The organism is Streptomyces sp. NPDC046909 (genome assembly GCF_040644695.1).
Lineage (GTDB): Bacteria > Actinomycetota > Actinomycetes > Streptomycetales > Streptomycetaceae > Streptomyces.
In genome coordinates, this window is sequence record NZ_JBEYXC010000014.1 from 13,704 (window position 1) to 26,209 (window position 12,506).

The 12,506-nt window shown below is 74.0% G+C and carries 11 protein-coding genes and 3 pseudogenes; 12 read left to right on the forward strand and 2 right to left on the reverse strand.

Annotated elements, in window-relative coordinates; translation table 11 throughout:
• Nucleotides 1–133: 133 nt before the first annotated feature.
• Complete coding sequence (locus ABZ928_RS36930; protein WP_361528562.1) at nucleotides 134–1,057, forward strand: carbamate kinase; 924 nt, start codon at nucleotides 134–136, stop codon at nucleotides 1,055–1,057.
• Nucleotides 1,058–1,064: 7 nt separating this feature from the next.
• Here ABZ928_RS36930 and sulP read toward each other — a convergent pair whose 3' ends face one another.
• The gene (sulP, locus tag ABZ928_RS36935; protein WP_361528564.1) at nucleotides 1,065–2,789 is read right to left on the reverse strand and encodes a sulfate permease; all 1,725 of its coding nucleotides are present in this window, start codon (nucleotides 2,787–2,789) and stop codon (nucleotides 1,065–1,067) included.
• Between the two features lie 153 nt (nucleotides 2,790–2,942).
• On the opposite strand from sulP, the gene ABZ928_RS36940 reads away from it, so the two are divergent.
• The 11 genes and pseudogenes from ABZ928_RS36940 to ABZ928_RS36990 all read left to right on the forward strand — a co-directional run bounded on the left by ABZ928_RS36940 (nucleotide 2,943) and on the right by ABZ928_RS36990 (nucleotide 12,254).
• Nucleotides 2,943–3,848: a universal stress protein gene (locus tag ABZ928_RS36940; RefSeq protein WP_361528566.1), complete on the forward strand. Its 906-nt coding sequence runs from the start codon at nucleotides 2,943–2,945 to the stop codon at nucleotides 3,846–3,848.
• A 41-nt stretch (nucleotides 3,849–3,889) separates the two neighbouring features.
• Nucleotides 3,890–4,774, forward strand: coding sequence for a universal stress protein (locus tag ABZ928_RS36945; protein WP_361528568.1), 885 nt, complete (start codon nucleotides 3,890–3,892; stop codon nucleotides 4,772–4,774).
• 180 nt (nucleotides 4,775–4,954) lie between these two features.
• Nucleotides 4,955–7,648: a GNAT family N-acetyltransferase gene (locus ABZ928_RS36950; protein WP_361528570.1), complete on the forward strand. Its 2,694-nt coding sequence runs from the start codon at nucleotides 4,955–4,957 to the stop codon at nucleotides 7,646–7,648.
• Between the two features lie 13 nt (nucleotides 7,649–7,661).
• Nucleotides 7,662–8,393, forward strand: coding sequence for a CBS domain-containing protein (locus ABZ928_RS36955; protein WP_361528572.1), 732 nt, complete (start codon nucleotides 7,662–7,664; stop codon nucleotides 8,391–8,393).
• Between the two features lie 21 nt (nucleotides 8,394–8,414).
• Complete coding sequence (locus tag ABZ928_RS36960) at nucleotides 8,415–8,921, forward strand: flavodoxin domain-containing protein (RefSeq protein WP_361528574.1); 507 nt, start codon at nucleotides 8,415–8,417, stop codon at nucleotides 8,919–8,921.
• A gap of 60 nt (nucleotides 8,922–8,981) precedes the next feature.
• Complete coding sequence (locus tag ABZ928_RS36965) at nucleotides 8,982–9,977, forward strand: hypothetical protein (protein WP_361528576.1); 996 nt, start codon at nucleotides 8,982–8,984, stop codon at nucleotides 9,975–9,977.
• A complete protein-coding gene (locus tag ABZ928_RS36970) occupies nucleotides 9,974–10,543 on the forward strand; it encodes a hypothetical protein (protein WP_361528578.1) in 570 nt (189 codons plus the stop codon). The genes ABZ928_RS36965 and ABZ928_RS36970 overlap by 4 nt, the downstream gene beginning before the upstream one ends.
• 90 nt (nucleotides 10,544–10,633) lie before the next feature.
• A complete protein-coding gene (locus ABZ928_RS36975; RefSeq protein WP_361528580.1) occupies nucleotides 10,634–10,993 on the forward strand; it encodes a zinc ribbon domain-containing protein YjdM in 360 nt (119 codons plus the stop codon).
• 155 nt (nucleotides 10,994–11,148) lie between these two features.
• Nucleotides 11,149–11,265, forward strand: a pseudogene (locus ABZ928_RS36980) (pyridoxamine 5'-phosphate oxidase family protein); the annotation flags it as partial.
• Between the two features lie 77 nt (nucleotides 11,266–11,342).
• Nucleotides 11,343–11,756: an anti-sigma factor antagonist gene (locus ABZ928_RS36985; protein WP_361528582.1), complete on the forward strand. Its 414-nt coding sequence runs from the start codon at nucleotides 11,343–11,345 to the stop codon at nucleotides 11,754–11,756.
• Nucleotides 11,757–11,904: 148 nt separating this feature from the next.
• Nucleotides 11,905–12,254 (forward strand): annotated as a pseudogene (locus tag ABZ928_RS36990) (metalloregulator ArsR/SmtB family transcription factor).
• 91 nt (nucleotides 12,255–12,345) lie between these two features.
• Here the strand turns inward: ABZ928_RS36990 and ABZ928_RS36995 are convergent.
• A pseudogene (locus tag ABZ928_RS36995) lies at nucleotides 12,346–12,498 on the reverse strand (transcriptional regulator); the annotation flags it as partial.
• Nucleotides 12,499–12,506: the final 8 nt, after the last annotated feature.

Here is a 12,506-nt window from a genome sequence, read left to right on the forward strand (position 1 = left end):
CGCCCGGGCCATGGGCCACCCGGCCCCGCGACGGGGCCGGTCGGCGGCCGGGCGGAGCCCTTCGGCGTCCTGCCTTCCGCGGCCTCGGCCCCTTCGATGGGACCCGAGACCACTCGGCGGAAGGGACGCAACCATGCGCATCGTCGTCTCCCTCGGCGGCAACGCCCTGCTGCACCGCGGGGAGCAGCCCGACGCGGACCTCCAGTGCTCGAACGTCGTCCGGGTCGCGAACGCCGTCGCCGCCCTCGCCCACGAGAACGACCTCGTCGTCACCCACGGCAACGACCCCCAGCTCGGGCTGCTCGTCAAGCAGAGCGTGGCCGACCCGTCGCTGGCCGCCCCTTACCCGCTGGATCTGCTGGGCGCCGAGTCCCAGGGCCTGATCGGCACCCTCCTGGTGCGCACCCTGCGGGACGTGCTGCCCGGGCGGCGGGTCGTCGCGCTGCTCACCCATACCCAGGTGCGCGCCGACGACCCCGCCTTCGAGCGGCCCACCGCACCCGTCGGACCGGCTTATCCGAGGCGGGCGGCCCAGTTCCTGGAGGCCAAGCACGGCTGGTGCATGACCGAGGCCGAGGGCGGTCTGCGGCGGGTGCTGCCGGCGCCGGGACCGGAGCGGATCCTGGAGTCCGACACCGTCCGTACCCTGATCGAGATGGGGACCGTGGTGGTCTGCGCGGGCGGCGGGGGCGTCCCCGTCGTCTCCGACTGGGCCACCGGCGCGCTGCGCGGTGTCGAGGCGGTCGTCGACAAGGACCTCGCAGCGGCCCGGCTCGCCGAGGACCTCAAGGCGGACTTCCTGCTCCTGCTCACCGACGTCCCGAACCTCTACATTCGCCACGGCACCCCCGAGCGCGAACCGGTCCTCGACATGACCCCCACCGAACTGCGGGCCGCCCACCTGCCCGAGGACTCGATGGGCCCCAAGGGCGAAGCCGCCGCCCGCTTCGTGGAGAACACCGGGGCCCTCGCCGCGATCGGGGCGCTGGACGCGGCGTACGAGATCGTCCACGGCCGCTCGGGCACCCTCGTACGGCCCGATCTGCCCGGCGCCTGACGGGAGTTCACCGCTCGCGGCACCACCGCCGGTACGCGGCCACCGCCGTCGGCAGGGTGGGAAAGATGAAGTCCCGGCCCACCGACTCCGTCAGCCCGTACGCCTCCAGGTCGTCCAGCAGATCCTGCTTCACCCGGGCCAGGGCGAACACGATCCCGCGGTGCGCCAGTTCGCGGCGCAGCTCGTCGACGGCGTCCAGAGCCGTGATGTCGACCTCCACATTGGCCTCGGTGTTCAGCACGAACCAGCGGACCGGGCCGGTCTGTTCGTCGAGGGCGGCCAGGGCGCGGCGGTGGAAGTCCTGGGCGTTGGCGAAGAACAGCGGGGAGTCGTAGCGGTAGACGAGCAGCCCGGGGATGGTGCGGGCCTGCGGGTAGTCGTCGACGTCGTGCATTCCGGCCACCCCGGGGACGAGGCCCTCCACGGCGTCGTGCGGGCGGGCCACCCGGCTCAGCATCTCGGCCACCGACAGACCGACGGCGACCAGCACGCCGTACAGCAGGTCCAGGGTGAGCACACCGGCCAGACAGCCGAGTGACAGCAGGAGTTCGCGGCGCCGGAACGCGGCCAGCCGGCGGAAGCCCGCGAGGTCGATCATGCGGACGGCCGCGTAGACGACGAGCGCGCCGAGGACCGCCGACGGGGTGCGCGTCAGCAGCGGACTGAGGAACAGCAGCACGGCGAGCACCACCGCGCCGGCCACCAGGGAGTACGCCTGACTGCGCGCGCCCGCCGAGGAGGCGAGCGCGGTACGGCTGGCGCTGCTGCTCACCGGGAAGCCCTGGAGGCAGCCGGCGCCGAGGTTCGCCGCGCCCAGCGCCAGGAACTCCTGGTCCGCGTCCAGCCGTCGGTCCTCCTCTTCCTGGCCGGCGAAGGCGCGGGCGGTGAGGATGAAGTCCGTGTAGGCGACCAGCAGCACACCGAGGGCGGGCAGCACCAGGTGCGGCAGTTCGGTGAGGTCCGGGGCCGCGATGGTGGGCAGACCCGCCGGGACGTCGCCGATCACCTTGACGCCGTACCGCTCGTCCAGGTCGAAGGCCGCCACCGCCGCCGTTCCCAGCACCACCGCCAGCAGCGGGCCCGGCACGGTACGCGGCAGCCACAGGACCGTGAACAGGAGCGTGAGCGTGACGGCGGAGAAGACCACCGTCGCCGGATCGGCCCGGTCCACATGCCGTACGAAGGACCACAGTTGGGGGAAGAAGCGGGAGCCGTCGGTCGGCACTCCGGTGAGTTTCGGGAGCTGGTCCACGATCATGATCAGGGCCACGCCCGCGAGATAGCCGATCAGCACCGGGCGGGAGAGCAGGTCGGCGACGAAGCCGAGGCGCAGCAGGCGGGCCGCCAGACAGAGCAGACCGACCGTCACGGCGAGGGTGGCGGCCAGTGTGGCGTAGCGGTCGGGATCCGCGCCGGCGAGCGGGGCCACCACGGCCGCCGTCATCAGCGCGGTCGTCGACTCCGGGCCCACCGACAGCAGCCGGGACGAACCCAGCAGCGCGTACAGACCGAGCGCGGGCAGGATCGCCCACAGCCCGGCGACCGGCGACAGCCCGGCCACGCCCGCGTACGCCATCACCTGCGGGACCAGATACGCGGCGACCGTGACCCCGGCCAGCAGATCGCCGCGCAGCCAGGAACGCCGGTAGGCGAGCAGCACGGGGACGCCCGGCGCCAGGCGGTGCCATGCCGAGGCGCGCACCTCGCGAAGTCGGCCCGGGCCGCGCGACATGGAGCTCCCTTCACCGGCTGCCGTCCCAGACTCGCGCCGCGACCGGCCCCGGGGAAGGGCCGGTCGGCCCAGGCCGGGGACCTGCGGCCCCTGCAGCCCGGGGCCCGGCCGCCGCCAGTCTGGAGACGGATCCCGATTCTGGAGGTGGACAGCATGTCCCGCAACGTCACCGTGGGCCTCGACGGCTCGACCGAGAGCCGTGCCGCCGCGGAGTGGGCGGCCCGCGAGGCGCATCTGCGCGGCCTGCCGCTGAAGATCGTCCACGTGTGGGAGCCGGTCCCGGCCCCCATGGCCCAGGCGCCGCTGCTCGGCCCGGAGACCCAGCAGCACTGGAGCGAGCGCATTCCGCGGGAGGCGGCCGAGGGAATCGCGCTGCGCCACCCCGGAGTGGACGTGAGCACCGAGCAGCTGAGCGGCCGGCCCGCCGACGTCCTGGCCGACGCGGCGAAGGACGCCGAACTGCTGGTCCTCGGCTCGCGCGGGCTCAGCGGCATCGGCGGATTCCTCGTCGGCTCCGTCGGACTGGCCACCGTCGCGCACACCGACACGCCCGTGGTCCTGGTCCGCGCCGGCGAACAGGCCGCCGACGAGCACGAACCGGACCCGACGGGCATCCCGTCGGCCGCCGCCCCCTACCGCCCCGTCGTCCTGGGCCTCGACCCCGGCCACCCCGACGACTCGGTCATCGAGTTCGCCTTCGAGGCGGCCGCCCGCCGCTCCGCGGTGCTGCGGGTCATCAACGGCTGGAACCTGCCGCCCTACTACGTCTACAGCCTGCCCGCCGACCCGGAACTGCACGACGAGATCGCCCGGGCCCAGTCCGCGGCCCTCGCCGAGGTGCTGCGGCCCTGGCGCCGCAAGTACCCGGACGTCCAGGTCACCGAGGAGTCCCGGTCCGGGAACGCCGCGAACCGTCTGATCGACGTCGCGAGCGGGGCATCGCTGGTCGTCGTCGGCCGCAGGATCCGCCGCAACCCCTTCGGCGCGCACATCGGCCCGGTGGCCCACGCCGTACTGCACCACGCCGCCGCCCCGGTCGCCGTCGTCGCCCACGACTGACGCACCACCCGAGACCTGTCTCATCCGGAGGAGAAGAGACCATGAGGACGATGGAGGAACGGCCGCTGGTCGTCGGCGTCGACGGCTCCGAGCCGAGCCTGCGCGCCGTGGACTGGGCGGCCGACGAGGCCGCGGTGCGCGGGGTGCCGCTGCGGCTGGTGTACGCGTGCCTGTGGGAGCGCTACGAGGGGGCCGCCCTCGCCCACGACCTCGGTGAACCGTCGCGGCGCGTGCTGCCGCAGGACCTCGTCGGCGCCGCCGCGGACCGCGCCCGCACCCGGCAGCCCGGCCTGACGGTCTCCGCCGACGTGGTGTTCGAGGAACCCGAGTACGCCCTGGTCCGCGAGGCCCGGCAGGCGTCCGCGCTGGTCGTGGGCTCCCGCGGGCGCAGCGGCCTCGCCGAGATGCTGCTCGGCTCGGTCAGCCTGACCGTGGCCGCGCACGCCGAGTGCCCGGTGATCGTGCTGCGCGGCAACCACGACATGCGTGCGCTGTCCCCGGACGGCGGACGGGTCGTCGTGGGCGTCGGCGAGGACACCAAAGACTCGGCGGTGGTCCGCTTCGCCTACGAGGAGGCCCGGCGCCGCGGCGCGGTCCTGGAGGCCGTACGGGCCTGGCGTTGCCCGGCGCACGAGACCACCGACCACCCGCTGCTCGCCGACGCCCCCGCCCGGCTGCACCGGGAGCAGGCCGAGGAGGCGCTCACCGAGGCCCTCCAGGACGCCCCGCCGGACATCGGGATCGAACGCCGCGCCGTCGAGGGCCACCCCCGCCGGGCGCTGGTGGACGCCGCCCAAGGCGCCGACCTCCTGATCGTGGGCGCCAGGCGCCGCGCCGGACATCTCGGACTCCAGCTCGGCCGCGTCACCCACGCGGCACTGCACCACGCGAGCTGCCCGGTGGCCGTCGTACCGCACGAGGCCTGAGCCGAGGGCTCGCCGCACGAACCGCGCCCGGACCGGCGGTTCGCGCGGCGAGCCCTCCGGCGGCGCGAGTCCCTCGCGGCAGGGCCGACCGGCCCCCGGGTCCCGCCCGTACAGCCCATGGGACCGCGGCCCGTTCCGCGGGACGCTCAAAGTGACGGGACAACCTGGAGGAGAACCGCGATGACGGACGACACGCTCAGCCGGCCCACGGTCCACGGTCTGCTGGCCGACGGAACCACCGTGTGCATCCGCCCGGTGCGACGCGCGGACCACGACCAGGTGCAGGGGCTGTACGAGGAGATGTCCCCGGAGAACCTGCGGCTGAGGTTCTTCGCCGCGAGCCGCCGCTCCGCCGGGATGGCGGCCGACCGGGCCTGCGCCCCCGCCCACCCCGGGTATCTGGCGCTGCTGGCCGAGACGGAGGGGCGGCTGATCGGGCTCGCCGAGTACGACACCGGCGGCACCGGGACCGAGGCCGAGATCTCCATCGCGGTCGCCGACGGACTGCACCACCGGGGCGTCGGTACCCTCCTCGTCGAACACCTCGTGTCGGCCGCCCGCGCCGACGGCATCACCTCCTTCACCGCCGACGCCCTGAGCGAGAACCACGAGGTGCTGCGCCTCTTCGCCGACCTCGGGCTGCGCACGGCCCGCACCTTCGAAGGGCCCGAGGTGCGCTGCACCATCGCCCTGGACGCGAGCGACACCTATCTCACGGCCGTCGAGGAACGCGGCCGGGCCGCCGACGTCGCCAGCCTGCGGCCGCTTCTGTGTCCCGGGTCGGTCGCCGTCGTCGGCGCCGGCCGCAAGCCCGGCTCGGTGGGCCGGGCGGTCCTGCACCAGCTGCGCGCGGGTGGCTACACCGGGCGCCTGTTCGCTGTGAACCCCGCCGCGCACGCGATCCTCGGCGTGCCCTCGCACCCGTCGGTCAGCGCCCTGCCGGTCACCCCCGACCTCGCCGTCCTCGCCGTACCCGCGGCCGCGATCCCGCAGACCGCCGAGGAGTGCGGCAAGGCGGGCGTCCGCGCCCTCCTCGTCGTCACCGCGGGCCTGGATTCCGGCCAGGCGCAGGCCCTGCTCGCCGCCTGCCGGACCCACGGCATGCGCCTCGTCGGCCCCAACTGCCTCGGCATCTCCCACACCGCGCCGGGACTGAGCCTCGACGCGACCTTCGCCGCCGCCCACCCCCGCCCCGGCACCGCGGGCGTCGCCGTGCAGTCCGGAGGCGTCGGCATCGCCCTGCTCGACGGGCTGTCCCGGCTCGGCATCGGCGTCTCCTCCTTCGCCTCCCTCGGCGACAAGTACGACGTCAGCGGCAACGACCTGCTCCAGTGGTGGGAGAGCGACGGCCGCACCGAACTCGCCCTGCTGCACCTGGAGTCCTTCGGCAGCCCCCGCGCCTTCTCCCGCACCGCCCGCCGGGTGACCCGCCGCTTGCCGGTGCTCACCGTCGACGCGGGCCGCACCGAGGCCGGCCGGCGGGCCGCCGCCTCGCACACCGCGGCCGCCGCCACCCGCACCATGACCCGGGCAGCCCTCTTCACCCAGGCCGGCATCACCGCCGCCGGGTCGATCGGCGAACTCCTGGAAACGGCGGCCCTGTTGCACTCCCAGCCGCTGCCCGCCGGACCCCGCGTCGCCATCGTCACCAACGCGGGCGGCGCCGGTGTCCTCGCCGCCGACGCCTGCGCCGAGGCCGGACTCCAGCTCCCCGTGCCCACCCCGGAACTGATCGACGACCTGCTCGCCGCGCTCCCGGACGGCGCCGCCGCCGGCAACCCCGTCGACGCCACCGCCGCCGTCACCGAGGAGCAGCTCACCGACTGCGTGGACCGGATCATGCGGCACGGCGGGATCGACGCCGTCCTCGTGGCCCTCGTCCCCACCGCGGTGGCCGTGGCGACCGGCGACGACCTCGTCCGCGCCCTCACCCGCGCCGGCGGCCACCGGCCCAAGCCGCTCGCCCTGATCCGCCTCGAACAGGCGCTGCCCGTCGAACTGCTGCCCACCGAGGCTGACGGCACGCTCCCGTCGTACGCCGAACCCCGCGCCGCCGCACGGGCGTTGGCGCACGCGGCGCACCGCGCGGCCTGGCTGGCCCGGCCCGCCGGGACGATCCCCGACCTGGACGGGATCGAGAGCGAGCGCGCCCGCTCCGTCGTCGAGACCTACCTCGACGCCCACCCGGACGGCGGCTGGCTCAGCCCGCGCGAAACGGCCGAACTCCTCGACTGCTACGGCGTTCCGCAGATCGCGTGGGCCTGGGCCGACACCGAGGACACCGCCGTCCTGGCCGCCGAACGGCTGCGCGGCGCCGACGGCCGCGTGGTCATGAAGGGCCACTGGCCGGGCCTGCTCCACAAGAGCGCCGAGCACGCCGTCCATCTCGACCTGCGCGGCGACTCCCAGGTACGGGCGGCGTTCCGGGACCTGGAGACCCGCTTCGCCGGACTGCTGGAGGGCGTGACGATCCAGCCGCTCGCCGGCCGCGGCACCGAGCTGTTCGCCGGCGTCGTCCAGGACCAGGTCTTCGGACCCCTCGTCCTGTTCGGTCTCGGCGGCACCGCCACCGAGATCCTCGCCGACCACGCCGCCCGGCTCGCCCCGCTCACCGACCACGACGTCCACGACCTGATCACCGCCCCGCGCTGCGCCCCGCTGCTGTTCGGCGCCGGAGGCGGCGGGCCGGTCGACCTCGCCGGGCTCGAACAGCTCCTGCTGCGGCTGTCCCGCATGGCGAGCGAGCTGCCCCAGCTGGCCGAGGCCGACTTCAACCCCGTTCTCGCGACACCGGGCGGAGTCACCGTGCTCGATGCGCGCGTACGCCTGCTGCCCAGCAGGCCCCAGGACCCCTATCTGCGCCGACTCCGCTGAGGAGGACACCGTCATGAAGCACAACAAGGTCGGCTCCGTGATGACCACCCAGGTCGTCCGTGCCGGCTACGGCACCCCGTTCAAGGAGGTGGCCCGGCTGCTCGGTGCCCACCGCATCAGCGGACTGCCCGTGGTCGACGAGGACGACAAGGTCATCGGAGTCATCTCCGAGACCGACCTGCTGGTCCGGCAGGCCGAGACCCCCGACCCCTACGAGCCGAAGAAGCGCTTCCGGCTCGCCACGCTGACCCGCGCGGGCCGCCGGCGCATCGCCAAGGCCGCCGCCCGCACCGCTGGTCAGCTCATGTCCCGGCCGCCCGTCACGGTGCACGCCGACGACACCATCGTCGAGGCGGCCCGCACCATGGCCCAGCACCACATCGAACGCCTGCCCGTCCTGGACGAGGAGCAGCGCCTCGTCGGCATCGTCACCCGCCGCGACCTGCTCCAGGTGTTCCTGCGTCCCGACGGGGAGATCCGCGCCGAGATCATCGACGAGGTCCTCGTACGGGCGCTGTGGCTGCCGCCGCGCGGCATCGACATCACCGTGGTGGAGGGCGTGGTCACCCTCGCCGGTCACATGGAACGCAAGAGCGAGACGGAGATCGCCGTCTCGATGACCCGTCAGATCGACGGAGTGGTCGCCGTCGTCGACAAGCTCACCTACCGGCTGGACGACTCGCACCTGAAGCCGGACGAGCAGGCCCTGCACGGCGTCGCCGACGACTGGCTGCGCCGGATCTGACCCGAGAGGAGGCGGATCGCCATGACCGGCAAGGTGCTGGTCGCCTACGGGACGACGAACGGATCGACCGCGCGGATCGCCGAGGCCGTCGCCGCGGTGCTGCGCAAGGAGGGCTTCACCGCTGAGGCACTGCCCGCCGGCGCGGTCGCCCGGGTGACGCCGTACGACGCCGTCGTGCTCGGCGGCGGGCTGTACGCCGGACGCTGGCAGAAGGACGCCCGCCGCTTCGCCCGACGGCACGGCCGCGACCTGGCTGGGCTCCCGCTGTGGCTGTTCAGCAGCGGCCCGCTCGACGCCTCGGCCTCCGAGCGGGACATCCCGCCGGTGCCCGGCGTGCGGAAGGCCATGATCCGGCTCGACGCCCGCGAACACATCACCTTCGGCGGCTGTCTGGAGGAGGGAGCGAAGGGCCGGATGGCCCGGATGATCCTGCGCAGCGGAAAGGGCGGTGACTTCCGGGACTTCGACGGGATCGAGGAGTGGGCGCGGAAGATCGCCGACGAGCTGACGGTGGCACGGCAGGCCTGAGCGCCGCTGCACGCCGTGAAAGGGCCCTACGAGCAGGGAACTCACGAAGGGTGAACGCTCATGTCCCTTACCCACGAGGCGCCCGGCCGCGTGGCTCTCCACCTGGCGCGCACCGCCGCCCTGGCGCCCTCGCCGCACAACAGTCAGCCGTGGTCCTTCGTCGAGGAGGGCCACGACCACGGCTTCGAGCTGCGCCTGGACGGCGGGCGGCGGCTGATCCTCACCGACCCGGGCGGCCGGGAGGCGGTCATCGCCTGCGGGGCGGCCCTGTTCAACGTACGGCTCGCGGTACGACGGCTCGGCTTCCGGCCCGCCGTCGACCTGCTGCCCGACCCCGGCGACCCCGGGCACCTCGCCCATGTCGGCTGCGCGGCCCACGCTCCGGCCGGCCCCGACGAGATGCTGCTGGCTCGCGCGATGCCCCGCCGGCACACCCACCGCGGCCCCTTCGAGCCCGATCCGGTACCGGACCCGCTCCTCGACGCACTGCGGGACCACGCCCGGGCCGAGGGAGCCGTCCTTCAGATCGTCGACGAACCGGAGCGACTGCGGCTGCTGGCCGACCTGGTGCGCACGGCGGAGGACACACACCGCGCGGATGCCGGTCACGCCGCCGAGCTGGCGCGGTGCGTGGGACCCCACGGGATACCGCGCGAGGTGTGCCGCCGCCACCCCGACGGCACCCTGCTCGCGGGCCGCGACTACCTCGGCCTCTCCTGGTACTTCGCGCGGCAGCCGAAGCGCTGGTCCCCGCGGACGGGCACCGTGGCGATCCTGTCCACCCGGTACGACACCCGCCAGGACTGGCTGCGGTCGGGCCAGGCCCTCCAACGGCTCCTGCTGCACGCGGCGGCCCATGACGTCATGGCGGCCTTCCACACCCAGCCCCTCGAACTGCCCGCACCGCGGGCCCGGATGCGCACCCGGCTCACCGCCGGCCTGCACCCGCAGGTGGTGCTGCGCCTGGGCCGTACGACGCGGGCCTGGCCCACCCCCCGGCGCGCGCCCGTCGAGACGCTCGCCCACGACGGCGTACCGGCGGGGTGCCCGCGATGACCAGGACCCGGCGCGTGGGGTGGCGCTTCCGCCGCAGCCCGCTGCGACGGCCCAGCTACCTCGTCGAGGCCTGGCTGCTGCTCGTGACCTGGACGCTCGCCGTCGTGACGGCCGTCGTCGCCGGCGCGGTGACCGCCCAGGGCGTCGAGCGGGACATGAACCGACTGCGCGCCGAGCGGCACGCCGTGCCGGCCCTGCTCACCCAGGACGCGCAGCAGCCCCCGGCCGAGGGCGGTGACACCGACCAGGCATGGGCCACCGTGCACTGGACCGGTGCGGACGGCACGGCGCACAAGGGCGTGGCCCGGGTCGAACCCGGCGGCCGGGCCGGGAGCCCGACGCGGATCTGGCTGGACACCGAGGGCCACGTGGTGTCCGAGCCCGCGACCGCCGCGCAGGCTGAGCTGAACGGCGCCGTACTGGGCGCGGCGACCGCGCTGGTCGCGTTCGCGGCGGTGGCGTTCACGGGGCTGAGCGGCTGTGCCCGACTGGAGCGGCGGCGACTGGCGCGGTGGGACGAGGAGTGGGCGGAGATCGGCCCGCAGTGGGGACGCATGACGGGGTGACGCGACCGAGGCTGCACCCGGCTCGGTCAGTGCCTCGCGGTCCTCGGCCGGCGGGTTCGTGAGGGGTGCGGTGCCGGATAGTCTGGTGGGATGATCGACAATCTTCCGCCCTGTCCGAAGTGCTCCTGTGAGTACACCTACGAGATGAACGCCCTGGTGGTCTGCCCGGAATGCGGCCACGAATGGGTCCCGGCCGAGGCCGGTGCCAGCAGCGGCGACAGCTCCGGGGAGCGCGTCGTCAAGGACGCCGTCGGCAATGTGCTGCGGGACGGCGACAGCGTCGTCGTCGTGAAGGCGCTCAAGGTCAAGGGCAGCCCCTCGGGGATCAAGGCCGGGACCAAGGTGCGCAACATCCGGCTGGTCGACGGTGTCGACGGCCATGACATCGACTGCAAGGTCGACGGTTTCGGTGCGATGCAGCTCAAGTCGAGCGTGGTCAAGAAGGCCTGACCCCGCACGAGGCGACCCCGGGTACGGCGGGGTGAACAGCGCCGTAGCAGTATGCCGAATTGCAAAATTCTGCAATTCGTTAGATGCTTTATTGGCTGTGCCCGCAGGTAGCCGCGGGCACAGCCTTTCGCGTCTGCCACCCGGGTGGGGACCTCGAAGGGGCCCACTACAAGCGCACCCTCGCCGGCTGGGCGCACGGACCGCACGACACGATCCTGCGCGTCAGCCCCAAGTCGGTGACGGGCTTCCGGCTCGCCCGTGCGGAGGGATGACGGCCGTAGGACCGCCTCTCCTCATCCGTGCTCCGGATCCCCAGCCCACTCCGAACCCGCGCAAGGAAGTTCACATCATGACCATCGACTGGCGTTACACCGTCGAGGAGGATCTCGGCGTCCTCTCCGTCGCCGGATTCCTGGGTCCGGACGCCGTCCGTCGCTTCTCCGGCGCGGTCGGCTGGGCGCCGGCCCGTGGCACCGGCCCGGTCGTCGTCGACCTGACCGAGCTGCGCAGCTGGTCGGCCGAGGGGCAGCTGGCCATCACCGAGGCCGCCCGGCGGCTCGCGGAGGCGGGCCGCGGTCTGGAACTGGCCGCCATTCCGGCCGACGGATCCCTCGTCCCGACGGGCGACTGCCCGCCCATCCCCGTCCATGCCGACCTGACGGCCGAGCTCGCCGCGCACAGCGCGCGGCACGGCGACCGGGCGGAGTGCCGCCACGAGTGGCGCACCACCGGCTGGCCGGCCGGTGACCAGGCCGCCGAGTGACGTCCCCGGCCTGCGTCCTGGACGCGGATTCGGTCTGGCGGCCGCAACAGGCGAGGATGGGCCGCATGGTGTTGACGAGTGGGTGGATGCGATGCGCCGAGGCCCGGCCGACGGGGCCGGTTCGCTGTACGGGGGAAGGGGCGGCACGGTGAGTACGCCGCTTTACCAGCTGAAGGCCGAGTTCTTCAAACCCTCGGCCACCCCGCGCGCATCCGGGTCCTGGAGCTGCTGAGCGAGCGGGAGCACGCTGTCGCGGAGATGCTGCCCGAGGTGGGCATCGAGGCCGCGCATCTCTCGCAGCAGCTGGCCGTGCTGCGACGGGCGAACCTGGTGGTGACCCGGAAGGAGGGTTCGAACGTGTACTACTCGCTGACCAGCCCGCACGTGGCCGAGCTGCTGCGGGTGGCCCGCACGATCCTTTCGGGTGTCCTCGCCGGACAGGCCGAACTCCTCGCGGACCTCCAGGCCGTCCAGGGGGAGACGAAGCCCCCGTCGTGACGGCGGCCCGCAACCGGCCGACGCCTCCCGGGAGTTGACGGCGCTTGGGAGGGCCACGGGCCTGGGGCGCAGCGGCCGGAACCCGCCGCCCTCAGCGCACCGACTCCGTCGCGCGCGGCTCGTCCAGCAGGTCCTGCCGGCCGGTCAGCAACGTGGCCAGGATCCGTCGCGCGGCGGCGAGCAGTTCGGCCACGTCACCCCCGGCCAGCTCGTACACCACGGTCGAGCCGGTACGGGTCGCGGTCCGGTGCC

Bases quoted from the DNA above. Each gene is read 5' to 3' on its own strand.
- ABZ928_RS36945 (WP_361528568.1), top strand. From the start codon at position 3,890: ATGAGGACGATGGAGGAACGGCCGCTGGTCGTCGGCGTCGACGGCTCC.
- ABZ928_RS36985 (WP_361528582.1), top strand. From the start codon at position 11,343: ATGACCATCGACTGGCGTTACACCGTCGAGGAGGATCTCGGCGTCCTC.
- sulP (WP_361528564.1), bottom strand. From the start codon at position 2,789: ATGTCGCGCGGCCCGGGCCGACTTCGCGAGGTGCGCGCCTCGGCATGG.
- ABZ928_RS36955 (WP_361528572.1), top strand. From the start codon at position 7,662: ATGAAGCACAACAAGGTCGGCTCCGTGATGACCACCCAGGTCGTCCGT.
- ABZ928_RS36975 (WP_361528580.1), top strand. From the start codon at position 10,634: ATGATCGACAATCTTCCGCCCTGTCCGAAGTGCTCCTGTGAGTACACC.
- ABZ928_RS36965 (WP_361528576.1), top strand. From the start codon at position 8,982: ATGTCCCTTACCCACGAGGCGCCCGGCCGCGTGGCTCTCCACCTGGCG.
- ABZ928_RS36940 (WP_361528566.1), top strand. From the start codon at position 2,943: ATGTCCCGCAACGTCACCGTGGGCCTCGACGGCTCGACCGAGAGCCGT.
- ABZ928_RS36930 (WP_361528562.1), top strand. From the start codon at position 134: ATGCGCATCGTCGTCTCCCTCGGCGGCAACGCCCTGCTGCACCGCGGG.
- ABZ928_RS36950 (WP_361528570.1), top strand. From the start codon at position 4,955: ATGACGGACGACACGCTCAGCCGGCCCACGGTCCACGGTCTGCTGGCC.
- ABZ928_RS36960 (WP_361528574.1), top strand. From the start codon at position 8,415: ATGACCGGCAAGGTGCTGGTCGCCTACGGGACGACGAACGGATCGACC.
- ABZ928_RS36970 (WP_361528578.1), top strand. From the start codon at position 9,974: ATGACCAGGACCCGGCGCGTGGGGTGGCGCTTCCGCCGCAGCCCGCTG.